Source organism: Streptomyces griseorubiginosus, from assembly GCF_001514195.1.
Classification (GTDB): domain Bacteria; phylum Actinomycetota; class Actinomycetes; order Streptomycetales; family Streptomycetaceae; genus Streptomyces; species Streptomyces griseorubiginosus.
The window spans coordinates 310680-335886 of the sequence record NZ_KQ948736.1; the positions used below are offsets into that span (position 1 = coordinate 310680).

At 70.7% G+C, this 25207-nt stretch carries 23 protein-coding genes; 3 read left to right on the forward strand and 20 right to left on the reverse strand.

Annotation, left to right across the window (positions count from 1 at the left end; genetic code table 11):
* Positions 1–62: 62 nt before the first annotated feature.
* The 18 genes from AQJ54_RS14100 to AQJ54_RS14180 all read right to left on the reverse strand — a co-directional run bounded on the left by AQJ54_RS14100 (position 63) and on the right by AQJ54_RS14180 (position 20299).
* A complete protein-coding gene (locus tag AQJ54_RS14100) occupies positions 63–1448 on the reverse strand; it encodes an aspartate aminotransferase family protein (RefSeq protein WP_062237527.1) in 1386 nt (461 codons plus the stop codon).
* A complete protein-coding gene (dxs, locus tag AQJ54_RS14105) occupies positions 1445–3364 on the reverse strand; it encodes a 1-deoxy-D-xylulose-5-phosphate synthase (RefSeq protein WP_062237529.1) in 1920 nt (639 codons plus the stop codon). Before dxs ends, AQJ54_RS14100 begins: the two co-directional genes overlap by 4 nt.
* A 27-nt stretch (positions 3365–3391) precedes the next feature.
* Positions 3392–4549 carry a flavodoxin-dependent (E)-4-hydroxy-3-methylbut-2-enyl-diphosphate synthase gene (gene ispG, locus AQJ54_RS14110; protein WP_062237531.1) on the reverse strand — a complete coding sequence of 386 codons (1158 nt, stop codon included), beginning with the start codon at positions 4547–4549 and terminating at the stop codon, positions 3392–3394.
* 4 nt (positions 4550–4553) lie between these two features.
* Positions 4554–5576, reverse strand: a complete 1023-nt coding sequence (gene hpnH / locus AQJ54_RS14115; RefSeq protein ID WP_062029252.1) for an adenosyl-hopene transferase HpnH — start codon at positions 5574–5576, stop codon at positions 4554–4556.
* Positions 5577–5581: 5 nt separating this feature from the next.
* The gene (locus AQJ54_RS14120; RefSeq protein ID WP_062237533.1) at positions 5582–6223 is read right to left on the reverse strand and encodes a phosphorylase family protein; all 642 of its coding nucleotides are present in this window, start codon (positions 6221–6223) and stop codon (positions 5582–5584) included.
* On the reverse strand, positions 6223–8214 hold the full coding sequence (gene shc, locus AQJ54_RS14125) for a squalene--hopene cyclase (RefSeq protein ID WP_062237535.1): 1992 nt from the start codon (positions 8212–8214) through the stop codon (positions 6223–6225). Before shc ends, AQJ54_RS14120 begins: the two co-directional genes overlap by 1 nt.
* A gap of 121 nt (positions 8215–8335) precedes the next feature.
* A complete protein-coding gene (locus tag AQJ54_RS14130; RefSeq protein WP_062029247.1) occupies positions 8336–9400 on the reverse strand; it encodes a polyprenyl synthetase family protein in 1065 nt (354 codons plus the stop codon).
* A 71-nt stretch (positions 9401–9471) separates the two neighbouring features.
* Complete coding sequence (hpnE, locus tag AQJ54_RS14135; protein WP_062237537.1) at positions 9472–10866, reverse strand: hydroxysqualene dehydroxylase HpnE; 1395 nt, start codon at positions 10864–10866, stop codon at positions 9472–9474.
* Positions 10863–11012: a DUF6380 family protein gene (locus AQJ54_RS46680; protein ID WP_243659646.1), complete on the reverse strand. Its 150-nt coding sequence runs from the start codon at positions 11010–11012 to the stop codon at positions 10863–10865. Before AQJ54_RS46680 ends, hpnE begins: the two co-directional genes overlap by 4 nt.
* Positions 11012–11962 carry a presqualene diphosphate synthase HpnD gene (gene hpnD, locus AQJ54_RS14140; RefSeq protein ID WP_062029243.1) on the reverse strand — a complete coding sequence of 317 codons (951 nt, stop codon included), beginning with the start codon at positions 11960–11962 and terminating at the stop codon, positions 11012–11014. The genes AQJ54_RS46680 and hpnD overlap by 1 nt, the downstream gene beginning before the upstream one ends.
* Positions 11959–12861 (reverse strand): squalene synthase HpnC, encoded by a 903-nt coding sequence (gene hpnC / locus AQJ54_RS14145; RefSeq protein ID WP_062237539.1) that lies wholly within the window; start codon positions 12859–12861, stop codon positions 11959–11961. The genes hpnD and hpnC overlap by 4 nt, the downstream gene beginning before the upstream one ends.
* Before the next feature lie 387 nt (positions 12862–13248).
* Positions 13249–14028 (reverse strand): ABC transporter ATP-binding protein, encoded by a 780-nt coding sequence (locus AQJ54_RS14150; RefSeq protein WP_062029765.1) that lies wholly within the window; start codon positions 14026–14028, stop codon positions 13249–13251.
* Positions 14029–14047: 19 nt separating this feature from the next.
* Positions 14048–14977, reverse strand: a complete 930-nt coding sequence (locus AQJ54_RS14155; protein ID WP_062029240.1) for an ABC transporter permease — start codon at positions 14975–14977, stop codon at positions 14048–14050.
* Between the two features lie 98 nt (positions 14978–15075).
* A complete protein-coding gene (locus AQJ54_RS14160; RefSeq protein WP_381004338.1) occupies positions 15076–15948 on the reverse strand; it encodes a glycosyltransferase family 2 protein in 873 nt (290 codons plus the stop codon).
* Between the two features lie 8 nt (positions 15949–15956).
* Entirely contained in the window at positions 15957–16736 is a 780-nt protein-coding gene (locus tag AQJ54_RS14165; RefSeq protein WP_078851893.1) for a CDP-alcohol phosphatidyltransferase family protein, read from the reverse strand.
* Positions 16714–17775 carry an iron-containing alcohol dehydrogenase family protein gene (locus tag AQJ54_RS14170; protein WP_062029236.1) on the reverse strand — a complete coding sequence of 354 codons (1062 nt, stop codon included), beginning with the start codon at positions 17773–17775 and terminating at the stop codon, positions 16714–16716. Before AQJ54_RS14170 ends, AQJ54_RS14165 begins: the two co-directional genes overlap by 23 nt.
* Positions 17763–18515, reverse strand: a complete 753-nt coding sequence (locus tag AQJ54_RS14175) for a phosphocholine cytidylyltransferase family protein (RefSeq protein ID WP_062029234.1) — start codon at positions 18513–18515, stop codon at positions 17763–17765. Before AQJ54_RS14175 ends, AQJ54_RS14170 begins: the two co-directional genes overlap by 13 nt.
* Complete coding sequence (locus tag AQJ54_RS14180; RefSeq protein ID WP_062029233.1) at positions 18512–20299, reverse strand: DUF5941 domain-containing protein; 1788 nt, start codon at positions 20297–20299, stop codon at positions 18512–18514. The genes AQJ54_RS14175 and AQJ54_RS14180 overlap by 4 nt, the downstream gene beginning before the upstream one ends.
* A gap of 447 nt (positions 20300–20746) precedes the next feature.
* Between AQJ54_RS14180 and galE the strand changes: the two genes are divergently transcribed.
* From galE to idi, 3 genes are all read left to right on the forward strand, one after another.
* Positions 20747–21715 (forward strand): UDP-glucose 4-epimerase GalE, encoded by a 969-nt coding sequence (gene galE, locus AQJ54_RS14185; RefSeq protein WP_062237543.1) that lies wholly within the window; start codon positions 20747–20749, stop codon positions 21713–21715.
* Positions 21716–21983: 268 nt separating this feature from the next.
* A complete protein-coding gene (locus AQJ54_RS14190) occupies positions 21984–22919 on the forward strand; it encodes a cation diffusion facilitator family transporter (protein ID WP_062029231.1) in 936 nt (311 codons plus the stop codon).
* 264 nt (positions 22920–23183) lie between these two features.
* The gene (gene idi, locus AQJ54_RS14195) at positions 23184–23777 is read left to right on the forward strand and encodes an isopentenyl-diphosphate Delta-isomerase (RefSeq protein WP_062237545.1); all 594 of its coding nucleotides are present in this window, start codon (positions 23184–23186) and stop codon (positions 23775–23777) included.
* A gap of 30 nt (positions 23778–23807) precedes the next feature.
* On the opposite strand, the gene AQJ54_RS14200 is transcribed toward idi, so the two are convergent.
* Together AQJ54_RS14200 and AQJ54_RS14205 are read right to left on the reverse strand one after the other, a co-directional pair.
* On the reverse strand, positions 23808–24302 hold the full coding sequence (locus tag AQJ54_RS14200; RefSeq protein WP_079069910.1) for an ATP-binding protein: 495 nt from the start codon (positions 24300–24302) through the stop codon (positions 23808–23810).
* A 288-nt stretch (positions 24303–24590) separates the two neighbouring features.
* Positions 24591–25196 carry an HdeD family acid-resistance protein gene (locus AQJ54_RS14205; RefSeq protein WP_062237547.1) on the reverse strand — a complete coding sequence of 202 codons (606 nt, stop codon included), beginning with the start codon at positions 25194–25196 and terminating at the stop codon, positions 24591–24593.
* Positions 25197–25207 lie beyond the last annotated feature (11 nt).

A 25207-nucleotide genomic window follows, 5' to 3' on the forward strand; every position in this document is an offset into this window, starting at 1 on the left:
CCTCTGCGGCAAATTTCTTGCCTCAGAGGCAAAGCCCCGGGGTAAAGCCCCGGCGGCAGGGGTCAACGGTTGGCCACCGCCTGCTTCACCAGCGTCCTGCCGAAGTCCCACATCAGCCCGCTGCCGCTGTGCGCGTCGTCCATGACGTCGGTGAAGGCGTCGACGAACCGGTCCACTTCCTTCTCGCCGACGACGAGCGGCGGGATCAGCTTGATGACCTCCAGGTGGTCGCCGGAGACCTGGGTGAGGATCCGGTGCCGCTGGAGCAGCGGTACGACGACCATCTGCGCGAACAGGCCCTTGCGCGCGGCCTGGAGCATGGTCCAGCGGCCGCGCAGCTTGAGCGACCTGGGCTTGCCGAACTCGATGCCGATCATCAGGCCCCGGCCGCGGACATCGGCGAGCAGCTCGTACTTGTCGACGAGCGCCGCCAGCCGGGACTTCAGCAGCTCCCCCGTCGCGCGCGCGTTCGCGACGATCTGCTCGTTCTCCATGACCGACAGGACCGCGAGCCCCGCCGCCATGGCCTGTGCGTTGGACCCGAAGCTCGCCGAGTGCACCAGCACCCGGTCCATGGACGAGTAAACCTTCTTGAAGATCCAGTCCTTGCCGAGCGTGGCCCCGACCGGCACATAGCCGCCGGAGAGCGCCTTGGCCACGCAGACCAGGTCGGGCTCGACCCCGTCCTCGTGCTGGTAGGCGTAGAAGGCCCCGGTGCGCCCGAGCCCGGTCTGCACCTCGTCAGCGATGAGCAGCGCCTTGTGCCGGCGCAGCAGTTCCTGCGCGGACCGCAGATAGCCGGGCGGCGCCTCGTGCACGCCCTTGCCCTGGATCGGCTCGACGACCAGGGCGGCCACGTCGCCCTTCTTCAACTCCCGGGCCAGGGCGTCGAGATCGCCGAGGGGCACGGCCGTGTCGGGCAGCAGGGGTGCGAAGCCGTCCCGGAAGCCGGACTCGCCGTTGACCGAGAGCGAGCCGGTGGTCAGTCCGTGGAAGGCGTGGTCGCAGTACAGGACCCGTGGCCTGCCGGTGGCGTACCGGGCGAACTTCAGCGCGGTCTCCACCGCCTCCGTTCCGCTGTTGCCGAAGAACACCCGGTCCAGGTGCGGGCTGTGGGCGAGGAGCTTCTCGGCCAGCAGCCCGGGCAGCGGCTGGCAGTCGAAGCGGGTGAGGTCGGCGAGCTGGGCGTCGAGGACGTCGTGCAGTGCCTTGCGGACGACGGGGTGGTGACGCCCCAGGCCCATCACCCCGAACCCGGCGAGCATGTCCAGGTAGTCGTTGCCGTCCGCGTCCCAGAAGTACGCGCCCTCGCCGCGCTCGTAGACCTTGTCGAAGCCGATGGTGTGCAGCATGCGCGGGAGCTGGTGGTTCAGGTACTTCCCGTGCAGCTCGTACCGCTCGGCTCCGCGCTCGGCCAGGAGTCTGCCGAGGTCGAACTCCGTGCTCATTCCTTCTCCTTGACGTCAACCTGTTGCCGCCCGACGGCTCCGACCTGGTCCTTGACGGCAAGGCTCGCACTGATCCGCCCCGCCACCTCGACCGGCGTCAGCCCGATGTCGGCGAGCACCTCGCCCCGCTTGGCGTGTGCGAGGAACTGCTCCGGGATCCCGAACCGCCGTACGGGCACGTCGACTTCGGCGTCCCCGAGGGCCAGCTCGACCGCGGCGCCCACCCCGGCGGCCCGGCTGTTGTCCTCGACGACGGCCACCAGCCGGTGCTCGGCGGCGAGGCCCGGCAGCGCGGGGTCGACGGGCTTGACCCACCGGGGGTCCACGACCGTGCAGTCGATGCCGCGCGCCTCCAGCAGCTCGGCCGCCTGGAGGCAGACGGGCGCCATGACACCGACGGCGACGAGAAGCACCTGGGGGCGCTCCCCGCGATGGAGCACGTCCATGCCGCCCACGTGGTCCACGGCCGGGACCGCGGGCCCCGCCGACTCCTTGGGGAACCGCACCAGCGTCGGCGCGTCGTCCACGGCGACCGCTTCCCTGAGCTGGGCCCGCAGCTGGTCGGCGTCGCGGGGCGCGGCGATCCTCAGGCCGGGCACGACCTGAAGGATCGACATGTCCCACATGCCGTTGTGCGAGGCCCCGTCGACCCCCGTGACCCCGGCCCGGTCCAGGACGAACGTGACGCCGCAGCGGTGCAGGGCGACATCCATCAGGAGCTGGTCGAAGGCGCGGTTCAGGAAGGTCGCGTAGACGGCGACGACGGGGTGCAGCCCGCCCGTCGCGAGACCGGCCGCGGAGACCGCCGCGTGCTGCTCGGCGATGCCGACGTCCCACACCCGGTCCGGGAACCGGGCGGCGAACTTGCCGAGGCCGACGGGGTGCAGCATGGCCGCCGTGATCGCCACGACGTCCTCGCGCTCCTCCCCGATCGCGACGATCTCGTCGCCGAACACCGAGGTCCAGGAGGGCCCGTTGGAGGGCGCCAGCGGCTCGCAGGTGAGGGGGTCCATCACACCGACGGTGTGGAAGTGGTCCTCCTCGTGGGCGAGGGCGGGCTCGTAGCCCCGGCCCTTCTCGGTCAGACAGTGCACGAGCACCGGACCGTGGAACCGTTTCGCCCGCCGGAGCGCCGACTCCACGGCCCCGATGTCGTGCCCGTCGATCGGGCCGACGTATTTCAGCCCGAGGTCCTCGAACATGCCCTGCGGGGCGAAGGCGTCCTTGAAGCCCTTCTTCGCCCCGTGCAGGGACTCGTAGATGGTGCCGCCCACCAGCGGGGTCTTCAGGAGTACGTCCTTGCCCCAGGCCAGCACCTTCTCGTAACCGTCGGTGGTGCGCAGGGTGGCCAGGTGGTTGGCGAGGCCGCCGATGGTCGGCGAGTACGAGCGCTCGTTGTCGTTGACGACGATGATCAGCGGCCGGTCCTTGGCGGCCGCGATGTTGTTGAGCGCCTCCCAAGCCATGCCGCCGGTGAGCGCGCCGTCGCCGATGACCGCGACCACGTGTCCCTTGTCGCCCTGCACCTGGCGGGCCTTGGCGAGCCCGTCGGCCCAGCCGAGCGCGGTGGAGGCGTGGCTGTTCTCGACGATGTCGTGCTCGGACTCCTCCCGCGAGGGGTAGCCCGACAGGCCGCCCTTGCCGCGCAGCTTGGAGAAGTCCTGACGGCCCGTCAGGATCTTGTGCACATAGCTCTGATGGCCGGTGTCCCAGACGATGCGGTCGACCGGCGACTCGAAGACCCGGTGGAGCGCGATGGTCAGTTCCACCACCCCCAGGTTGGGCCCGAGGTGGCCGCCGGTCCTGGCGACCGCGTGCACCAGGAACTCCCTGATCTCTTCGGACAGTTCACCGAGATCCGATTCGGACAGCGCCTTCAGGTCGCGTGGTCCCCGGATGTTCTCCAGAATGGTCACGCTCGGGCCCCCTTCGGTCCGTGCTGCTCAACTCACGGTGACGGCCGGCTCCCCCGACGCGACGCCGTCCTTCTCCATCTGCTCGGCGATCTTCATCGCCTCCTCGATGAGGGTCTCCACGATCTTCGACTCGGGTACGGTCTTGACGACTTCCCCCTTCACGAAGATCTGCCCCTTGCCGTTGCCGGACGCGACCCCGAGGTCCGCCTCCCGCGCCTCGCCGGGACCGTTGACCACACACCCCATCACCGCGACCCGCAGGGGCACTTCCATGCCCTCCAGACCCGCCGTGACCTCGTCGGCCAGCTTGTAGACGTCGACCTGCGCCCGCCCGCAGGACGGACACGACACGATCTCCAGGCGCCGCTGCCTGAGCCCCAGCGACTCCAGGATCTGGATGCCGACCTTGACCTCCTCGGCGGGCGGCGCGCTCAGGGACACCCGGATGGTGTCGCCGATGCCCCGGGACAGCAGCGCCCCGAAGGCCACGGCCGATTTGATCGTCCCCTGGAACGCGGGCCCGGCCTCCGTGACACCGAGGTGCAGCGGGTAGTCGCACTGGGCGGCGAGCTGCCTGTACGCCTCGATCATGACGACCGGGTCGTTGTGCTTGACGGAGATCTTGATGTCGCGGAAGTCGTGCTCCTCGAAGAGCGAGGCCTCCCACAGCGCGCTCTCCACGAGCGCCTCCGGGGTCGCCCTGCCGTACTTCTGGAGCAGACGGCGGTCCAGGGAGCCCGCGTTGACCCCGATCCGGATCGGCGTGCCGTGATCCTTCGCGGCCTTCGCGATCTCCTTGACCTTGTCGTCGAACTGCTTGATGTTGCCGGGGTTGACGCGGACGGCCGCGCAGCCGGCCTCGATCGCCGCGAACACGTACTTCGGCTGGAAGTGGATGTCCGCGATCACCGGGATCTGCGACTTGCGCGCGATGGTCGCCAGCGCGTCCGCGTCGTCCTGCGTGGGACAGGCGACGCGGACGATCTGGCAGCCGGACGCGGTGAGTTCGGCGATCTGCTGGAGGGTGGCGCCGATGTCGGACGTACGGGTCGTCGTCATCGACTGCACCGACACCGGGGCCCCGCCCCCGACCGCCACCGGCCCGACCATGATCTGCCGCGACACGCGCCGCTCGGCGATCGGCCGGACCGGTACCTCGGGGACGCCCAAGGGGATGGCGGTCATGGCACTACTCGCGGTTTCCGGAGACCGTCTCGCGCATGGCGCGCAGCGACTCCTTGAGCGAGCCCATGGTGGCGAGGACGGCGGTCGGCTCATAACCACAGTGCGCCATGCAGTTGGCGCAGCGCGGGTCCTTGCCGCGGCCGTACTTGTCCCAGTCCGTCTCCTCGATGAGTTCGCGGTACGTCGGCACGTACCCGTCGCTCATCAGGTAGCAGGGGCGCTGCCAGCCGAACAGGGAGTAGTTGGGGATCGCCCAGGCCGTGCACGGGAAGTCGACCTTGCCCTCCAGGAAGTCCAGGAAGAGCGGGGAGTGGTTGAGCCGCCACTTCTTGCGGTTGCCGCCCGCGAAGGCCTTCTTGAACAGCTCGCGGGTCTGCTCCACGCCCAGGAAGTGCTCCTGGTCGGGCGCCTTCTCGTAGGCGTAGGCGGGCGAGATCATCATCTCGTCGACCTTGAGGTCGTCGTTGAGGAAGTTGAGCACCTCGATGATGGTCTGCGGGGTGTCGGTGTTGAAGAAGGTCGAGTTGGTGGTGACCCGGAAGCCGCGCTTCTTGGCCTCCTTGATCGCCTCCACGGCCTCGTCGAACACCCCCTCCTTCGCCACGGACTCGTCGTGCCGCTCGCGCAGCCCGTCGATGTGCACCGCGAAGGCGAAGTAGGGGGAGGGCGTGAACTTGTCCATCTTCTTGCGCAGCAGCATGGCGTTGGTGCAGAGGAAGACGTACTTCTTCTTCGCCACCAACTGCCGCACGATCTCGTCGATCTGAGGGTGCATCAGCGGTTCACCGCCGGCGATGGACACCATCGGCGCACCGGATTCCAACACCGCCCCGACGGCCTGCGCCACCGGCATGCGCTGCTTGAGCACGCCCGCCGGATGCTGGATCTTGCCGCAGCCCTCACACTTCAGGTTGCACGCGAAGAGAGGTTCCAGCTCCACGATCAGCGGGAACTTGTCCCGCTTGCGGAGCTTCTGTTCGGCCAAGTATGTAGCGACCTTGATGGACTGACGCAGCGGCATGGCCATCTGGCTCACCTCCTGGGGAGCAGCAAGGAACGGTGCCATTCGTAGTAAGCGGGAAGGACGGAACGAAGGACGCGGAAGGCCGATATTCCACCGCGTACCGTGCCGATCCGGACGAGTTCATGTTGTGGAGCGTCCACGACCACCCGGACGGCCGCAACAGGGCGCTCGCCCGCGCGCACGGCGCTCAGGAGCGTGGCCGCGGACTCCATGTCGACCGCGATCGCGCCGGTCGCGAGCAGCTCCGACCGCTCGTGACCGCGGACGACGTGATCGGAGCCGGTGAGGGGTCCGGTGTGCACGGTACGTCCCGGTACGGCCCGTACGAGCTCCTTGACCAGTAGGTCGGTCTGCACACAGGGAACGGTTCCGTCCGGATCCCGGGTCTCCTCGGCGACGACCAGGTCGCCGGGGTGCATCCCGGGGGCGAGGCCCGCGCAGAAGCCGGTGGCGAGGACGGCGGCCCCGTCGAGCGCGGGGTCCGCGAGGGCCTCGGTGACGGCTCGGGTGGCCGCCCTCGGCCCCATGCCGGTCCGGAGCACGGTGACCGGCCCGCCGGCCCCGCCGCGGTCGCCGGTGCGCAGGGCGAGGTGCTCGATGCCGAGGGCGCAGGCGATCAGCAGGGGGGCGGTGGCGGGCCCGGCGCTCATCAGAGGGCCTCGGTCCGGGAGAACGGTTCTCCATGGACATAACGGCCCAGCGCGGTGAGCGGGAAGACCTGCCGGTAGAGGTGGTAGTTGATGGAGAAGTCCCAGGGGAAGCCGGTGCCGGTGAAGTAGGGCTCGTCCCAGGAGCCGTCCTCGCGCTGGGTGCTCGCGAGCCATTCGACGCCGCGCTCGACGGCCTTGGAGTCCCGCTCCCCCGCCGCGAGCAGCGCCATCAGCGCCCAGGCGGTCTGGGAGGCGGTGGAGGCGCCGCGGCCGCTCCACTCCTTGACGTACCGGTAGGAGCGCAGGTCCTCGCCCCAGCCGCCGTCGTCGTTCTGCACCTTCTCCAGCCAGGCGACGGCCCGGCGGATCGCCGGGTGCGCGGCGGGCAGTCCGGCGGCCGTGAGGGCGGGCACCACCGACCCCGTGCCGTAGATGTAGTTGACGCCCCAGCGTCCGAACCACGAGCCGTCCGGCTCCTGTTCGGCGAGCAGCCAGTCGATGCCGCGCCGGGTGCGCGGGTCGTGCGCGAGGCCCTCGACCGCCAGCATCTCCACCACGTGGGCGGTGACGTCGGCGGACGGCGGGTCGATGACCTCGCCGAAGTCGCAGAACGGCAGGCGGTTGGGGAACGGGCTGGTGTTGTCGACGTCGAAGGCGCCCCAGGCGCCGTTCTTCGACTGCATCCCGAGGTTCCAGCGCACCCCGCGCCCGATGGCCCGCTCGACCCGCTCGGGGTCGTGGTGCCGGACCCGGCGCAGTGCGAGGACCACCTCGGCGGTGTCGTCGATGTCGGGGTAGTTGTCGTTGTGGAACTCGAACGCCCAGCCGCCCGGCGGGAGTTGGGGACGCTTGACGGCCCAGTCGCCGGGCCGGACGATCTCCTCGCCGAGCATCCAGTCGGCCGCCCTGACGAGCTGCGGATGGTCGGCGGGCACTCCCGCGTCGACGAGGGCGATGGTGGCGAGGCAGGTGTCCCACACCGGGGACTGGCAGGCCTCGATCATCCGGGACCCGTCCTCGCGCCAGATGGCGAAGCGGTCCAGGGACTCCAACCCGGCCCGCATGACCGGGTGTTCGAGGTCGTAGCCGAGCAGGTGCAGGGCGATCACCGAGTACACGGCGGGGGGCTGGATGCCGCCCCAGCAGCCGTCGTTCTCCTGCCGCTCGATGATCCAGCGGGCCGCCGAGTTCATGGCGGCTCTGCGGAGTCTGCGCGGAGCGACCTTGCGCAGCTGGTGCAGCGCCTTGTCGAGCCGCTGGAAGGCGCCGTCCCAACTCGCCACCGGGGCGAAGGGCTTGGCGGGGTTCGGGTCGGCCGGGTCGGTGTGCAGCTCGTCGAGCGGGAAGGGCGCGGGCCGTACCGGCCGCTTCGCGGAGACGATCGTCAGCGGGACGATGGTCTGGCGGGCCCAGCAGCCGAAGTCGTAGATGTTGAGAGGGACCCACTTGGGGAAGTAGATGAGCTCCGGCGGGAGTTCGGGCAGGTCCTCCCACTTCCACCAGCCGAACAGGGCGAGCCAGATCCGGGTGAACACCCGGGCGGAGGCGATACCGCCCCGCTCGCGGATCCAGGCGGATGCCTTGGCCATGTGCGGGGCGTCCGGCGCGTCGCCGTCCAGGCGGAGGGCGACGTACGCCTCGACGGTGGTGGAGAGTTCGCCTGGGCCGCCGTAGAAGCTGGCCCAGGTGCCGTCCTCGCGCTGCTCGCCGCGGATGAACTGGGCGGCGGCCCGGGTGGTCGACTCGTCGCGGATGCCGAGGAACTGACGGAGCAGCAGGTCCTCGGCGTCCATCGTGACGTTGGTCTCGAGGTCGCCCTTCCACCAGCCCTGGGCGTCCTGGCGGGCGAGCAGGTGGTCGGTGGCGCGCCGGACGGCCCGTACGGCGGCTTCTTGTACCCCGGCCGCCACGGGGGTGTGGAGACGGGTTTCGCTGGCCGCGGCAGCCCGGGGCGGCAGGGCCCCGGTGCTTCCGTCGGTCGTCGCTGTCATGGCTTCCCCTTCGTGCAGTGTGCAATGTGGTGCTCTGCTGTGGGTCCGCCGTCGGCCGGTGCCTTTCCTTTCCTCGCAGCACCGGCCGGCGACTACGCGAGGGCTATTCAGCCGATAATGATCATCTCTTTCGTACGACGACGAAGTCGGCCAGCGCCGTGAACTGCGCCCGCACCCGCTCGGGCATGTCGACGGCGTCGAGGGCTTCGATGGCGATGGTGTGCTGACGGCGGGCTTCCGCCGCCGTCCACTCGCGGCCGCCCGCCTCCTCGATGAGGGCGGCACGGGCCGCGAACTCCTCCTCGGAGAAGTTCTCGAAGTCGCTGCTCTTCGCGTCGGCGGCGAGGATCTCGCCGAGCCGCTCGGAGGCGGCACCGCCCGCCGCGAGCGCGGCCACGACCGGCAGGGACTTCTTGCGCTGGCGCAGGTCGCTCCAGGTCTGCTTGCCGGTGGAGACCGGGTCGCCCCAGATGCCGAGGAGATCGTCGACGGCCTGGAAGGCGAGGCCGAGGTGGTAGCCGTACTTCTCCAGGGCGTCGGCGGTGCGGTCGTCCGCGCCGCCGAGGACCGCGCCGATGGAGCAGGCGCAGGCGAGCAGCGCGCCGGTCTTGTTGCCCTCCATCTCCAGGCACTCCTCGACGCTGACGCGGTCGCGGTGCTCGTAGGAGATGTCCTGCGCCTGGCCGTCGATGAGGGCGCGGGTGGCGGTGGTGAGGCGGCGGGTGGCGCGGCCGGCCTCGACGGTGCCGAGTTCGAGGAGGATCTCGTTGGCGAGGGCGAACAGGGCGTCGCCGACCAGGATGGCCTGGGCGGGGCCGTGCACCTTCCACACGGTGTCGCGGTGGCGGCGCTGCTCGTCGCCGTCCATCAGGTCGTCGTGCAGCAGCGAGAAGTTGTGGACCAGCTCGACGGCGACCGCACCGGGGATGCCGGTCTCCGGCGCGGCGCCGGTGACCTCGGCCGAGAGCACCGCGAGGGCGGGGCGCACGGCCTTGCCGCCGTCGCCGTCCGCGGGGTTGCCCTGGGCGTCGATCCAGCCGAAGTGGTAGGCGGAAACGGTGTCCATCGGGGGCGCGAGGCGGTCGACGGCCGCCTTCAGCACCGGTGTGGCCAGGGTCCGGCCGCGCTCCAGGAGCGCGGTCACGTCCACCGCGGTCCTCCGAGCAGCCGTCTCGGCGGGGGGCACAGTGGGCACAGTCTCTCCTCTTGTTGCGGTGCCGGAGGTGCTGGGGCCTGTCGCGCCGTGCTGATCGAGCATCATGCGGCCTCCTCGACGTCGAAGAGGTGGGCGGGGCGGGGCCGGCCCAGGGTGCTCAGTACGGCGTCCGCCGCACTCACACCGCTGCGGACCGCACTCTCCATGGTCGCGGGCCACCCTGTGGCGGTCCACGCGCCGGCCAGGTAGAGGCCGGGGGCTCTGGTACGGGCGCCGGGCCTGAGCCGACCGACGCCGGGGGTCGGGGCGAACGTGGCCGTGCGCTCCCTGGTCACGAAGAAGTCCCTGACCTCGGCGCCGCGCGTGAGCGGGAGCAGCCGCTCCAGCTCGGGCAGGTACCGCTCGCGCAGCTCGGCCACCGGTGAGTCGATCTCGTCCTGCGCGGCCGACTGGGACAGGGCGAGGTACTGGCCCTCGCGCAGCCCGGAGGCGTCGGTGCGGTCGAAGACCCACTGCACGGGGCTGCCGAGGGCGGCGAAGAACGGCTTGTCGAGCACCTTGCGGTCGTAGACGACATGGACGTTCAGGATGGGCGCGGTGCCGATCCGCCGAAGATTTTCCGGGGCGTCGAGCGCACCCTCGGGCAGCAGGTCAGCGGCCTCGCCCTGGGCCACGGCGAGCACGACCGCGTCCGCGCGGAGCGTCTCCCCGGGAACCTGGACGCTCCAAGTGCCGTTGTCATCGGTGGAGATGGAGGTGACGCGTGTTCGGACCTCGGTACGCACGCCCGCGGAGTCGAGCGCCTTGCGGGCGAGCCGGTCATGCAGGTCGCCCAGCGGGACGCGCGCCCAGCCGATGTCGGCCGCGCCCGGGTCGGACAGCAGACCGGTCTTGAACACCATCGCGGCGAGCCCCAGCGAGGCGTCGCCCGCGACCGCGTTGAGGGTGGCGACCCCGACCAGGTCCCACAGGGCCTCGACGGCACGCGCCGACTGACCGTGCGCGGTCAGCCAGCTGCCGAAGTCCTGTGCGTCCAGGCTCGGATCGGCGAGGTCCAGTCCCTTGAGCGCGAGCGCGGCACGCCCCACTCCGGCCCGTTCGGCAAGGGTGAGATGCGGATAGGTCGCGAGGCTGCGCCCCAGGTGCAGGGGCACCGGCAGCGCGTCGCGCCGCAGTCTGCCGAGCCGTCGGCCCGCGGGCCGGTTCGCGTCGAGAACGGGCACGTCGAGACGATCCTGCAAGGGTGCCAGCGCCGTGCCCTCGATGCGGTCGAGGAACCAGCGGTAGGCGGTGCAGCACCGCAGGTAGACGTGCTGGCCGTTGTCGACGGTCAGGTCGCCGCGCTGGAAGGAGAAGGCGAGTCCGCCGAGGCGGGGCCGTCCTTCGAGCAGGGTGACGCGGACCCCGGCGTCGGCGAGCGCGAGCGCGGCGGTGATCCCGGCGAGCCCGCCGCCGATCACGACGGCGTCCCGCGCCGGCTGCTGCCCGTCGGTCATCGCACCCCCTCCCCTGCGCGGCCGCCGTGCTGCGGGAACGGCGCGCGGCCGACCGTCGCAGTCAGGGACGCCGTGATCGAGCGGAGGGTTGCGTGCCACTTTTCTCCGGCGGCATCACCTTGGACCGGATTGTCCACATCTCCCATCAGGCGCGCCTCCTGACGGTCTGTCGCGTCACATGCCGGGCGTCCAGCCCCGACAGGCCGCGGACCGCGACGAACGCCTTCTCGCGTCCGGGGAGCGAGACCCGGCCGCGCAGCACCGCCTCGGGGTCGCGCTCGATGCGGTCGAGCAGCCGGCGGTAGATGCCGGCCATCGCGGCGACACAGGCGCCGCTGCGCCGGTCGAGCATGGGGAGCAGCCGGTAGCCCTCGGCGAAAAGGGCGCGGGCCCGACGCACTTCGAAGTGCACGAGGCCCGCGAAGTCGGCTCCCTCGGGTGGTTGCGACCCCTTGAAGCCGGCCGAGCAGCCGAACTTCGCGAGGTCGTCGGCCGGGAGATAGGTGCGGCCGCCCTCGGCGTCCTCACGGACGTCCCTGAGGATGTTGGTGAGCTGGAGCGCGAGACCGAGCGTGTCGGCATACTCCGGCGCGCGTTCGGCGGCGCGCGCCCCGGGTTCGGTGCCGAAGACGCCGAGCGAGAGCCGGCCGATGGCGCCCGCCACACAGCGGCAGTACACCTTGAGGTCGTCCCAGGTCTCGTAGGTCTCGCCGCGTACGTCCATCAGGACGCCGTCGATCAGTTCGTCGAGGCCGCCGAGCGGGATCGGGAAGGTCTCGGCGGCGTGGGCGAGGGCGACGGCCACCGGGTCGGTGTCGTCCTCGTCGACCGCACCCTCGCGCACCCGGGTCAGCATGGCCCGGGTGTCCTCGAGTCTCGCGGCCTTGACCTCGTGTGCCAGCGCGCCGTCGCCGATGTCGTCGACGCGCCGCGAGAACGCGTAGAGCGCCGACATCGCGCGTCGCTTGGACGTCGGCAGCAGCCTGATGCCGTACGCGAAGTTGCGCGCCTGCTGTCCGGTCACCGCCTCGCAGTAGCTGTAGGCGGCGAGTACCGGTGCGGACACGTGCGACGGTGACTCCACGGTCCGGATCACCCCTCTCCTCGCAGAGCGACGCCCACCTCGCGCAGCAGCCGGAGCTTGCCGGGCTTGGGCGGGCCGGGAAGTACGTCGTGTTCTGCGGCGGCGATCGCGTGGAGCGCCGCCCTTCCCCCCGCCACGAACCCTGCGAGCAGCAGCTTCAGTCTGCCGTGGACGCTACCCACCAGGGGGGCGCCTTCATTCAGGAGTTCGCGGGCGCGTTGTGCTTCGTATGCAACCAGAGCGCGCACCGATGCGCCCGCGCTTTTCGGGGCCAGATCCGCCTCCTGGACATGAAAGCGCTTCATGTCCGCGGCGGGCAGGTAGATGCGGTCGCGGCCGAGGTCCTCGGCGACGTCCTGGAGGTGTTCGACGATCTGGAGGGCGGTGCAGATCGCGTCGGAGAGGCGGACCCGCTCGGGGGTCGAGGTGCCGGTGACGGCGAGCACGAGACGGCCGACGGGGTTGGCGGACAGCTCGCAGTAGGCCAGCAGGTCGTCATAGGTCTCGTAGCGGGTGACGAGCTGGTCCTGGCGGTTGGCGGCGATCAGGCCGAGGAAGGGCTCGGGGCTCAGTGCGCGGCGGCGGACCGTGGGCTGGAGGCGGCGCAGCAGGGGGTGGTGCGGAGTGCCGTCGAAAACCCGGTTCAGGTCGGCCTCGAAGGTGTCGAGGAGCAGCAGCCGGTCCTCTGCCTCCTCGGGCGACACGCCGAGCAGCCGGGCGTCGGCGCCGCCGGGGGCGAGATCGCCGTCGCCGATGTCGTCGACGAGGCGCGCGAAGCCGTAGACGGCCATGAGGTCGGCGCGCCAGTCCCTGGGCAGGAAGAAGGGGGCCACGGGGAAGTTCTCCGCCGCGGCCTTGTCGAGCGTTCCGCGCTCCGTCGCTCCGGGGCGCTTCGTGCCGGTCTCCGTCATCGCTGCCTGCCTGGGGCGGGGACGGCACGTGCTGCGCTGAGCTGGGGAGTTTCCGAAGCCATTGCCGTCACATCTCCCGTTCTACACCGCCGACCCAATACACACTATTTCGGACACGCCGCCCGGCCTTCCGCACGGTGTCCCTGTGCGGGGGTGTCGCGCATTATCGCCCCACTTGCCGCGATTGGGCACCGGTACAGCTTACGTTGTACAACGCGCCGAGGATCGTCGGGGTGTCCTGCGCATCACAACAACACACCGATTGGCCCCAAGATTCCTAAGGGGGCCGGAAGTTGACGTTTCCTTTGCAGACGCGGGGCCCCGCCGGAGCAGTTCCGGCGGGGCCCGGTCAAGCGGAGGGGTCGTTTTCGTCCGGGGCGGGGTGGACTACTTGCCCGTGAACTTCTCGTACTCCTTGATGACCTCTTCGGTCGGGCCGTCCATGCGCAGCTCACCGCGCTCCAGCCACAGCACGCGGTCGCAGGTGTCGCGGATCGACTTGTTGTTGTGACTGACGAGAAACACCGTGCCGGCCTCTTTGCGCAGTTCCCGGATGCGTTCCTCGGAGCGCTTCTGGAACTTGCGGTCACCGGTGGCCAGGGCCTCGTCGATCATGAGGACGTCGTGGTCCTTGGCGGCGGCGATGGAGAACCGCAGCCGGGCCGCCATGCCCGAGGAGTACGTGCGCATCGGAAGGGTGATGAAGTCGCCCTTCTCGTTGATCCCGGAGAAGTCGACGATCTCCTGGTAGCGCTCCTTGATCTGCTCCCGGGACATCCCCATGGCGAGACCGCCCAGGATGACGTTCCGCTCACCCGTGAGGTCGTTCATCAGCGCCGCGTTGACGCCGAGCAGCGAGGGCTGGCCGTGGGTGTAGACGCGGCCCTTCTCGGCGGGCAGCAGACCTGCGATGGCCCGCAGCAGGGTCGACTTGCCGGAGCCGTTGGAGCCGATCAGACCGATGGCCTCGCCCTTGTACGCGACGAAGGAGACGCCCCGCACGGCGTGCACCTTGCGCACGCCCCGCTCCTCGCCGCGCTTGAGGATGCGGCTCAGGGCCGCGGTGGCGCTGCCCTTGCCGGTCTTGGCGCCGTTGACGCGGTAGACGATGTGCAGCTCGTCGGCGATCACCGTCGGGACCTGCGTCTCCGCGACGGCCATGGGCATCTGCTCGTCCCGGATGTCGTCAGCCACGGCCGTACCTTTCCTCCGCCTTCCAGAAGTACACGAAGCCGCCGAGCGCGAACAGCGCGGCCCAGCCGCCCGCCGCCGCCCAGACGTGGTCGGGCAGGTTCTCGGCGCCGTAGTCGTCGATCAGCGCGAAGCGCATCAGGTCCATGTAGAGGGCCGCGGGGTTCCACTGGAGCACCGTGGCGACCCACTGGGGCTTGTCGGCCAGCATGATCGGGATGGAGAACATCACGCCGGACGCGTACATCCAGGTGCGCATCACGAACGGCATCAGCTGGGCCAGGTCGGGCGTCTTGGCACCGGCCCGGGCCATGATCAGCGCAAGCCCGGTGTTGAACAGGAACTGAAGGGCCAGCACCGGCACGATCAGCGCCCAGGACAGGTCCGGGTAGTGCCCGAAGCCGACCGCCACCGCGAACAGCACGAGCATCGAGAACAGCAGCTGCTGGAGCTGCTGGAGCGCGAAGGAGATCGGCAGCGAGGCGCGCGGGAAGTGCAGCGCGCGGACCAGGCCGAGGTTGCCGGAGATGGCGCGCACTCCCGCCATGACCGAGCTCTGCGTGAAGGTGAACACGAAGACACCCGTGACCAGGAACGGGATGTACACGTCCTTCGACATGCCCCGGCTGGCGTCGAGGATCACGCCGAAGATCACGAAGTACACACCGGCGTTCAGCAGCGGGGTCGCCACCTGCCACAGCTGGCCGAGCTTGGCCTGGCTGTACTGGGCGGTCAGCTTCGCCCGCGAGAACGCGAGGATGAAGTGACGCCGGTCCCAGAGCTGGCGTACGTACTCGACGAGCGAGGGTCGAGCGCCGCTCACCGCCAGGTCGTACTTCGCGGCGAGCTGTGCCGCCGTGAGGCCCTGGTCGGGCGACACGGGCGCGCTGGTCGCGACCTTGCCGTCGTGCGTTGTCTCACTCAATGGATGGGTAACTTTCGTCTTCGAGATGCGCGGCCTGGACAGGCAGGGCATGAGCGTGGGGCCGCGGTGCGGCCCGGCTGCTCTCGGATACGAGCTTGTCAGATGACCGGGGGACGGCCCAGACGGGTGAGCCGCCACACCGTACGCCACTTCATGGGCCGGCGCGGACCGCATGATGTGCTCCAGCCTTCCCGGAAACCGCCGAACCAGGCCTTCAGGGCAGGTCGCGAGGGGCGGCGCAGCAGGGTCAGCAGCAGCCAGACACCGAGGTAGACGGGGACCAGCGGGGCGGGCAGGTTGCGGCGGGCGAGCCAGACGCGGTTGCGGGCGACCATGCGGTGGTAGACCGCGTGCCGTGAGGGCGCGGTCGTGGGGTGGTACAGCACCATGTCGGAGCGGTAGTCGATCATCCAGCCCGCGTCGAGGGCCCGCCATGCCAGGTCGGTCTCCTCATGGGCGTAGAAGAACTCGTCCGGCAGGCCGCCGACCTCGGCGAGGACCTGGGTGCGCACGGCGTTGGCACCGCCGAGGAAGGTGGTGACCCGGGAGGAGCGCATCGGGTCGGAGGCGCGCAGCCGCGGGACGTGCCGGCGCTGGGTGACCCCGGTGTCGGGGTCGGCGATGCGGAAGCTGACGATGCCGAGCTTCGGGTCCGCGGTGAACGCCTCGCGGCAGAGTTCCGCGGTGTCGTGGTTCGGCAGGAGACCGTCGTCGTCGAGGAACATCAGTATGTCGACTTCTCGACCGCTGGGTCCGAAGGCCTCGATGCCGACGTTGCGGCCGCCGGGGATGCCGAGGTTCTCGGGCAGCTCGATCGTGCGGACGCCCTCGGGGACGTCCGGGACGGGCGAGCCGTTGCCGACCACGACCACCTCGACCGGGTCGCCGTCCTGCTTTGCGACCGAGTCGAGCAGGGCGCGCAGCTCCTCGGGCCGGTTGCCCATGGTGATGATCACCGCGCCGACCTTCATGGCGGTGCTCACTTCAGCCTGCTGGAGGCGAGGATCGACACGAGGTGCAGCAGGGTCTGGAGCATCGCGATGCCGGCCAGCACGGCGACGCCGAGCCGGGAGAAGAACAGGTCGTCGCGCACCTGGTCGGCGATCGCGAGGACCAGGATCAGCAGGGACGCCTCGATGCCGAGGATCAGGCGGTGGAACTTCAGCAGGGAGGCGGCCCTGCGGGCCAGCGCCATGCCGGAGGAGCGCATCTCGGAGGCGGCCTCCTGCACGGGCGGCTTCCCGGTCTGGTGCCGGGCGACGGCCACGAGGTCGGTCTCGGACTTGATGAGGATCGCGCCGAGCGCGGCGAGCGTGCCGAGGAAGGCCCACAGCCAGTCGATACGGCCGCTGCCGAACAGGTCGGCGGCGCGCAGTCCGAAGCCGACGAGCACGGCCGCGTCGGTCAGGTACGCGCCGACGCGGTCCATGTAGACGCCGTTGAGCGAGTACTGCTTCTTCCAGCGCGCGATCTCGCCGTCGACGCAGTCCAGCAGCAGGTACATCTGGACGCACACCACGCCGAGCACGGCGCCCGGGATCCCCGGCACGAGCAGTGCCGGGGCCGCGAGGACACCGAAGACGGTCATCAGGTACGTGAGCTGGTTGGGCGTGACCCTGGTGTTCACCAGGTAGCGGTCCACCCGCAGGGACACCTCACGCATGTAGAGGCGTCCCATCCAGTGCTCACCGCTGCGCCGGTCCTTGACCCCAGCGGGGTGGACGACCGGACGGAGTTCAGCTACCGATGGCCTTGACATAGTCGGTGTAGATGTCCTTGATCTGGTCGGTCTTGAGGTCGAGGTGTTCGAGGATGGTGTAGCGGCCGGGGCGGGTCTGCGGGGCGAACTCCACGGCGCGCACGAACTCCGCGGACGTGAAGCCGATCTCCTCCGGCAGCACCGGAAGTCCGTGCCGGCGCAGTACTTCGGCCATGTACGCCGATTCCTCGTGGGCTCCGCGCAGGTACATCGCGAAGGCCGCGCCCAAACCGCACTGCTCGCCGTGGGCGGCGGCACGCTTGGGGTAGAGCAGGTCGAACGCGTGGTTGATCTCGTGGCACGAGCCGGACGCGGGCCGTGAGTCCCCCGAGATCGACATCGCGACACCGGTGAGGACGAGGGCCTCGGCGAGCACCTGGAGGAAGGAGTTGTCCCCGACTCCGCCCGGGTGCCGGAGCACGGCCTCGCCCGCCTGGCGGGCCATGGCTGCCGCGAGTCCGTCGATCTTCTCGCCCTGGACGCGGCTCGCCAGCTCCCAGTCGGCGATCGCGTTGATGTTGGAGATCGCGTCGCCGATGCCCGCGCGCACGAAGCGCACGGGGGCCTCGCGGATGACGTCGAGATCGATGACGGCCGCTATCGGGTTGGGCACACCGTAGGAGCCGCGGCCCGCGTCGTTGTCCAGGGTCGCGACGGGCGAGCACAGGCCGTCGTGCGCGAGATTGGTCGGTACGGCGACCAGGGGCAGGCCGACGCGTGCCGCGGCGAACTTGGCGCAGTCGATGATCTTGCCGCCGCCGAGTCCGACGACCGCGTCGTAGTGGCCGGCCTTCATCTCGCCCGCCAGCCGGATGGCGTCGTCGAGGGTGCCGCCGCCGACCTCGTACCAGGTGGCGCCGGGCAGGGCGGGAGCAAGCCGGTCCCGCAGCCTGGCGCCGGAGCCGTTGCTGACGGCGACGGCCAGCTTGCCCGAGTGCGAGATGCGCTCGTCGGCGAGCACACCCGCGAGGTCGTCGAGGGCACCCGGGCGGATGTCCACGACGACGGGTGACGGAATCAGCCTCGTCAGTACTGGCACGCGATCTCCCGTCCGCGGGCGAGATCGTCGTGGTTGTCGATCTCCACCCACTGGACGTCGCCGATCGGCGCCACGTCGATCCGGAAGCCGCGGTTCACGAGCTCCTGGTAGCCGTGCTCGTAGAACTGCTGCGGGTCGGTCTCCCAGACCGTCTTCAGCGCGTCGGCCAGTTCGGGGGCGGCATCGCCCTCGATGAGCGTGACGCCGATGTACTCGCCGGTGGCCTCGGCCGGGTCCATCAGCTTGGTGATCCTCGTCATGCCCTTCTCGGGATCGACGACGACCTTCATCTCCTCGTCCGCGAGGGACTTCACGGTGTCCAGGGCCAGGATGATCCGCCTGCCCTCGCCGCGCGCTGCGAGCAGCGTCTTCTCCACGGAGACCGGGTGCACGGTGTCGCCATTGGCGAGGATCACGCCGTCCTTGAGGGCGTCACGACCGCACCACAGGGAATAGGCGTTGTTCCACTCCTCGGCCTTGTCGTTGTCGATGAGGGTGAGCTTGAGGCCGTACTTGGCCTCCAGGGCCGCCTTGCGCTCGTACACGGCCTCCTTGCGGTAGCCGACGATGACCGCGACCTCGGTCAGGCCGATCTCCGCGAAGTTGGCGAGGGTCAGGTCGAGAACCGTGGGTTCGCCCTCTATGCCCGCAGGGCCCACCGGCACCAGAGCCTTGGGGAGGCTGTCGGTGTAGGGGCGCAGTCGGCGTCCGGCGCCGGCCGCCAGCACGAGGCCGATCATGCGGGTTCTCCTTCGTCGTGTACGGCGGGTGCCCCTGCGGACACCCAGAAGCGGATGCTCTCCAGGAGCACCACCAGGGCGACGGCCACGGCCAGGACCGTGAGCGCGACCGTGAACTGCGCGGCGGTGAGGGCCACGGCCAGCACGGTGACGAGGAGCGTCCGCCCTTCCTGCCCCCCGACGGCACGCACCAGCCAGGCCGGGGGCGCTCCGGCGTTGCCGCGGATGCGGTACACCGTGTCGTAGTGATGGTAGGCGACGGCCGCCACCAGGCCGAAAGCCGCAGGGAGGGCCCCGTTCACGTCCGCCTTGGCCGCCAGGATCAGGACGGTGCCGTATTCGGCGGCGCGGAAGAGCGGGGGGACGAGCCAGTCGAGGGCGCCCTTGAGGGGGCGGTGCAGAGCCTGACCGGCGGCGACGGCGTAGACGAGGGCGCCGACGACGGGTGCCCAGGTCACGCCCGAGAAGAGCGACACGGTCAAGACCACCGTGCCGGACACCGCGGCCACGAGGGGTCCGCCCAGCGATGCGCGCCTGCCCCTCGCCAGGAGTCCGGCCAGCGGCCCGTTGTCGGCGAGGTCCGCCAGCGCTCCCGCCGCCCGGTCCGTGCGCTGTGCCTTCCGCGTCAGCGACCGCAGCACGCGGCCCGCGGTCGTGTAGGTCGCCGCGAACGCGCAGCCGATGAGCAGCACGTAGAAGGTGATCCGGGGGGTCGTGACCGCCGTGAGGACCGCGATCATCGCCCAGCGCTCGCCGATGGGCAGGACGATCATGCGCCGGACCCACACCGTCCAGCCGACGCTGTCGAGCCGGCCCGAAAGGGCGGCCGTGGGGCTGGTGTTGGCGGTGGCGTCGTGGTTCGCCTCGTTGAAGGAGAAGTCGACGACGTGCCGGCAGGTCTGGAGGATCATCGCGCCCAGCGCCAGGGCCCAGACGTCGTCGCCGCCCCGGGCGGCACCCAGGGCGAGGCCCGCGTAGTAGGCGTACTCCTTGGCGCGGTCGAAAGTGGCGTCGAGCCAGGCGCCGAGCGTGGAGTACTGGAGGGAGTAGCGGGCGAGCTGGCCGTCGGTGCAGTCCAGGACGAACGAGGCGATCAGCAGCACACCGGCCGCGATGAACCCGCCGCGCGTACCCGTGGCCGCGCAGGCCGCCGCGATCAGGGCGGTGATCAGGGACGCCGTGGTGACCTGGTTCGGGGTCAGGCCCCGGCGGGCGCACCAGCGCGCGATGTAGCGGGAGTAGGGGCTGATGAAGTACGTGGTGAAGAAGCCGTCACGGGACTTCACGGCCGACTTCAGGCGTACGGCCTCGTCGTCGACCTCCGCGACGGCCTGCCGTGCCTCGTTGCGGGCCTGGGGGTCGGCGGGGACGGCGGCGACCAGGCTGCCGAGCTCGGGGCGGTGCACGTCGGCGCCGTCCTCGGCCAGCGCGGTGACGATGCGGTCGGGGAGGCTGTCCACGGCGACCGCCGTACCGCCGCCGGCGGAGTTCTCGCGGGCCAGCGCCCGGGTCAGCGTCACGCGGCCGTCGGGCTGCGCCGTGACGGCGCCGGGCACGGCCGCGAGGGAGAAGCGGGGGTCGGTCAGGCCGAGGCGCAGCGCGTGCACGTGGCCGACGAAGCGGGCGTCGACGAGGGCGATGCGCTGCTCGCACGGCGCTTCGGCGACCAGTCGCTCGGCGTCGGCGGCGTCCGCGGCGATCAGCACGTCGAAGCCGAGGGACCGCAGATCACCCTCGATCGACGAACCGGGAACCGGCTGACCGGTGAGGATGGCGGTCGACAACCGAACTCACTCCCTGGGTGCCGACGCGCGGGCGCCGGTCATGTGCACGATGGGGGCGCCCCTTGGCCGGGCCAGGCGGGCGGCATGTCGGCAGAGGCTATCGGATGCCAAGAAGGCTGCGTTCACCGCCCGTTAACGGGTCGATCAACAGCGCCTCCCCCGGCCTTTGCCGCGATCATCATCGGTGATCTGGGCCCCCGCCCACAAACCGCACCCCACAGAGCGGACATCCGGGACATCGCAGGTGACGGAGGCCACGGCCACCGGGGGCACGCGGGTTCACGGGGGTTACGGACATCGGGGGCACGCGGGTCTACGGGGGTTACGGACACCGGGGGCACGCGGGTCTACGGAGGCCAAGGACACCGGGGGGCACGCGGGTCCACGGAGGCCACGGACAGCGCGGGCGCGGCGGGTCCACTGGGTGTCGGCATAGGGTGGGCGACCATGACGTGGCTGATCACCGGCGGTGCCGGGTACATAGGGGCGCATGTGGCGCGGGCCATGACGGGGGCCGGTGAGCGGGTGCTCGTCCTGGACGACCTCTCGGCGGGGGTGCCCGCGCGGCTGCCCGCCGAGGTGCCGCTGGTCCGGGGCTCGTCGCTGGACGGCGGCCTGCTGAAGCGGGTGCTGGCCGAGCACGCGGTGACGGGTGTGGTGCATCTCGCGGCGCGCAAGCAGGTCGCCGAGTCGGTGGCGCAGCCCACCCGCTACTACCAGGAGAACGTCGGAGGCCTCGCGACGCTGCTGGAGGCGGTCGCGGAGGCCGGGATCGAGCGCTTCCTCTTCTCCTCGTCGGCGGCCGTCTACGGCAACCCGGCTGTGGGACTGATCACGGAGGAGACGCCCTGCGCCCCGGTGAACCCGTACGGCGAGACGAAGCTCGCCGGGGAGTGGCTGGTGCGGGCGGCGGGGCGGGCGCACGGGATCTCCACGGTCTGTCTGCGCTACTTCAACGTCGCCGGGGCGGCCGCGCCGGAGCTCGCGGACACCGGGGTGTTCAACATCGTCCCGATGGTCTTCGACCGGCTGACCCGCGGTGAGGCCCCGCGCATCTTCGGTGACGACTACCCGACCCCGGACGGCACCTGCATCCGTGACTACATCCATGTGTCCGACCTCGCCGAGGCCCATCTCGCGGCGGCCCGGCGGTTGTCCGAGGGTGACCTGAGCGGTGATCTGACGGTCAACATCGGTCGCGGCGAGGGCGTTTCCGTGCGCGAGATGGTCACGGTGATCGGCGAGGTGACCGGGGACCGCCGGCCCGCCCTCGTGGAGCCGAGGCGCCCCGGGGACGCCCCCGTGTCGGTGGCCTCCGCCGCGCGGGCCGCCGAGGCGCTGGGCTGGAGCGCCCGCCGCGGGGTGCGCGAGATGATCGACTCCGCCTGGCGCGGGTGGCAGTTGCACCATCGGTGAGGTCGCACCACCAGTGGCCCGCACCACCAGGGCGCTGCACCACCAGTGAGCCGCACCACCAGTGCGGCTGCACCACCGGTGCGGCTGCACCACCGGTGCGGCTGCACATCCAGTGAGGCTCCCCTGACCTGCGGATCGTTTGCCCAGGTCAGGGCACATGACAACGGTGTTCAGTGCCGCGTTGCCCGATACCCCCCGCCCGTAGTTCACTGTGATCCCGGAGCGGCGTTTCCGGCTGCTCCGGACCGACGCACAGGAGGCGGCTGCCATGGGGGCAGGGCACGACCACGGGCACACGCACGCCCCGGCCGGCGGTACGGCGACCGCGGCGTACGTGGGCAGACTGCGGGTGGCCCTGTCGATCACGCTCACCGTCATGGTGATCGAGATCGTCGGTGGCATCGCCGCGGACTCCCTCGCCCTGGTCGCGGACGCGGCCCACATGGCGACGGACGCGCTGGGTCTCGGCATGGCCCTGCTCGCGATCCACTTCGCCAACCGCCCGGCGACCGGCAACCGCACCTTCGGGTACGCCCGCGCCGAGATCCTGGCCGCGCTCGCGAACTGTCTGCTGCTGCTCGGGGTCGGCGGCTACCTCCTGTACGAGGCGATCGAGCGGTTCGTCACGCCGGCCGACACCAGGGGCGGGCTGGCCCTCGTGTTCGGCGCGATCGGTCTGGTCGCGAACATGATCTCGCTGACCCTGCTCATGCGCGGCCAGAAGGAGAGCCTGAACGTGCGGGGCGCGTTCCTCGAGGTCGCCGCGGACGCGCTGGGCTCGCTCGCGGTGCTGATCGCGTCGACGGTGATCCTCACCACGGGATGGCAGGCCGCCGACCCGATCGCCTCTCTCCTCATCGGCCTGATGATCGTGCCGCGCACCCTCAAGCTGCTGCGCGAGACCCTGGACGTGCTGCTGGAGGCGGCGCCCAAGGACGTCGACATGGCCGAGGTACGGACCCACATCCTGGCCCTGGACGGGGTGGAGGACGTCCACGATCTGCACGCCTGGACGATCACCTCCGGTATGCCGGTGCTCTCCGCCCACGTTGTGGTGAGCTCCGAGGTGCTCAACGCGATCGGCCACGAGAAGATGCTGCACGAACTCCAGGGCTGTCTCGGCGACCACTTCGACGTGGAGCACTGCACCTTCCAGCTGGAGCCGGGCGGCCACGCGGAGCACGAGGCGCACTTGTGCCACTGACGCACGGGTGTCGTCCGTGCCACTGGCACACCGGTGTCATCCGTGCCACTGACACGCGGCGTCACCTCTGCCACTGACACACGTGTACGGTGCATGAAACGCCTGTTCTGGCGGAACGCAGCGATCCGGTGCACCTTTGCGTCCTCCACCCCACAGCCCCGCCCCGGGCGGTTCCCGGCCCGCCGCGCCGGGCACGATCAACTGCCGGGTGTGCCGGATCGGTGCGGCACACTTGGGGCGCGAAGACCGATGTGAAGGATGGGTATGCCGACCACACCTGCGACCACGACGCACACTCCGTCGAACGGCGCCGCGAACGCGATCCTGCTGGAACTGGTCGACGAGCACGGTGTGACGATCGGCACCGCGGAGAAGCTCGCCGCCCACCAACCGCCGGGGCAGCTGCACCGCGCCTTCTCGGTGTTCCTCTTCGACGAGCGCGGCCGGCTGCTGCTCCAGCAGCGGGCGCTCGGCAAGTACCACTCCCCCGGCGTGTGGTCCAACACCTGCTGCGGCCACCCCTACCCCGGCGAGGCGCCCTTCGCGGCGGCTGCCCGGCGGACGTACGAGGAGCTGGGAGTCTCCCCCTCGCTGCTCGCCGAGGCGGGCACGGTCCGCTACAACCACCCGGACCCGGACTCGGGCCTGGTCGAGCAGGAGTACAACCATCTCTTCGTCGGGCTGGTGCAGTCGTCGCTCGACCCGGACGCCGAGGAGGTCGGCGCGACCGCCTTCGTGACCCCGGCCGAGCTGGCGGAGCGGCACGCGAAGGACACCTTCTCCTCGTGGTTCATGACGGTCCTCGACGCGGCCCGGCCCGCGGTGCGGGAGCTGACGGGCCCGTCGGCCGGCTGGTGACAGCCCGCTGGAACCGTTGGTGAACGTCCCCTAGGACACCGGCGCGGTCGTGAGCGGCAGGGCGGCCCAGATCACCTTGCCGCCGCCGGCCGTGTGCTCGACGTCGCAGGCGCCGCCCGCCTCCCGGGTGATCTCGCGCACCAGCAGCAGGCCGCGGCCCCCGGTCTCGCTGTGGGCGGCCTCCAGGGCGGTCGGCCGGTAGGGGTGGTTGTCCTCGACGGACACCCGCACCCACTCGGCGCCCACGGCCACCTCCACGGCGAGCATCGGTGAGAGCAGCGCCGCGTGCCGGACGGCGTTCGTGACGAGCTCGGACACGATCAGCAGGAGGCCCTGGACGAGATCCTGGGAGACGGGTACACCCTGTCGGTACAGCAGGTCCCGCACGGCGTGCCGCGCCTGCGGGACGGAGGCGTCGACGGCGGGGGCGGTGAACCGCCACACGCCCTCGTACGGCAGCGGATCCGGCGGAGCCGGTGCGAAGAGGTCGGGTCCGACGGGTTCGGGTCCGGCAGGTTCCGGTATGACAGGTTCCGGTCCGAGTGGGGCTGATACGAGAGGGGCCGGTCCCGCGCCGTCCGGTCCGTGGGGATCCGGTGCGAAGGGGTCCGGTCCGTGGTCCGCTTCTCTGCCGGCGTCTGAGCTGTCCGTTGGACGAGGGCCGGACCCACGCCCATCGTCGTCCATTCTTCGGTCGCCACCCTTGCGCTCGATTGTCACCACACGTCGAGTGTTGGCAGGGCGTCACTCCGGCCCGCCGCGCTGAACAGAAGTCAGCACATATCGAGTGCCTACGACCGTTTCCGCGCGGAACTACTCGGATTCTGTCGGCGCGGTTGGCGTTTCCTGTCGCTCGGCGACCATTCCGACGATCTTGCGGCCCCCGAACCCGGTGGCGACGAGACCGAGCCCGTCGAAGAGCAGGGCGAGCGAGAAGAAGCAGCCGATCACGTACTTGCTGCTGCTCGGCCAGGAGGCCAGCACCAGGATGCCGAGCAGCAGCCCGAAGGCGCCCTGCACGAGCGTCCAGCCGAACTGCGGTCCGCGCACCACCAGGCTGCCGACCAGCCGGAACACCCCTCCGGTCAGGAACAGCAGCGCGGCGAACATGGTCAGGGCCGCGGCCGCCGCCTCCGGACGGGCGATGACGACGACGCCGGCCGCGATGTTCAGGGCGGCGACGACCACGCCGAGCCAGAAGAAGCCGGAGTCGCGGGCCTGGACCGCGTGCAGCAGCCCGACCACACCGCCGACCAGCAGGAGCCAGCCGAACAGGAACATGGAGGTGAGCGTGGCCACCCCGGTGTAGACGAGCCCGACCAGCCCCGCGAGCACCAGGATCACGCCCAGTGCCGCCACCCGTCCGAACTCACGGCTCAGCCGGGCCGGTTCGGTCCTGTCCACCCTCTTCACTGCCATCCGGGGCCTCC

Excerpts from the sequence above, each read along its gene's own strand:
- AQJ54_RS14100 (WP_062237527.1), bottom strand. The coding sequence starts at position 1,448 with ATGAGCACGGAGTTCGACCTCGGCAGACTCCTGGCCGAGCGCGGAGCC.
- ispG (WP_062237531.1), bottom strand. The coding sequence starts at position 4,549 with ATGACCGCCATCCCCTTGGGCGTCCCCGAGGTACCGGTCCGGCCGATC.
- hpnH (WP_062029252.1), bottom strand. The coding sequence starts at position 5,576 with ATGGCCATGCCGCTGCGTCAGTCCATCAAGGTCGCTACATACTTGGCC.
- AQJ54_RS14120 (WP_062237533.1), bottom strand. The coding sequence starts at position 6,223 with ATGAGCGCCGGGCCCGCCACCGCCCCCCTGCTGATCGCCTGCGCCCTC.
- shc (WP_062237535.1), bottom strand. The coding sequence starts at position 8,214 with ATGACAGCGACGACCGACGGAAGCACCGGGGCCCTGCCGCCCCGGGCT.
- hpnE (WP_062237537.1), bottom strand. The coding sequence starts at position 10,866 with ATGACCGACGGGCAGCAGCCGGCGCGGGACGCCGTCGTGATCGGCGGC.
- AQJ54_RS46680 (WP_243659646.1), bottom strand. The coding sequence starts at position 11,012 with ATGGGAGATGTGGACAATCCGGTCCAAGGTGATGCCGCCGGAGAAAAG.
- hpnC (WP_062237539.1), bottom strand. The coding sequence starts at position 12,861 with ATGACGGAGACCGGCACGAAGCGCCCCGGAGCGACGGAGCGCGGAACG.
- AQJ54_RS14150 (WP_062029765.1), bottom strand. The coding sequence starts at position 14,028 with ATGCCCATGGCCGTCGCGGAGACGCAGGTCCCGACGGTGATCGCCGAC.
- AQJ54_RS14160 (WP_381004338.1), bottom strand. The coding sequence starts at position 15,948 with ATGAAGGTCGGCGCGGTGATCATCACCATGGGCAACCGGCCCGAGGAG.
- AQJ54_RS14165 (WP_078851893.1), bottom strand. The coding sequence starts at position 16,736 with ATGTCAAGGCCATCGGTAGCTGAACTCCGTCCGGTCGTCCACCCCGCT.
- AQJ54_RS14175 (WP_062029234.1), bottom strand. The coding sequence starts at position 18,515 with ATGATCGGCCTCGTGCTGGCGGCCGGCGCCGGACGCCGACTGCGCCCC.
- galE (WP_062237543.1), top strand. The coding sequence starts at position 20,747 with ATGACGTGGCTGATCACCGGCGGTGCCGGGTACATAGGGGCGCATGTG.
- AQJ54_RS14190 (WP_062029231.1), top strand. The coding sequence starts at position 21,984 with ATGGGGGCAGGGCACGACCACGGGCACACGCACGCCCCGGCCGGCGGT.
- idi (WP_062237545.1), top strand. The coding sequence starts at position 23,184 with ATGCCGACCACACCTGCGACCACGACGCACACTCCGTCGAACGGCGCC.
- AQJ54_RS14205 (WP_062237547.1), bottom strand. The coding sequence starts at position 25,196 with ATGGCAGTGAAGAGGGTGGACAGGACCGAACCGGCCCGGCTGAGCCGT.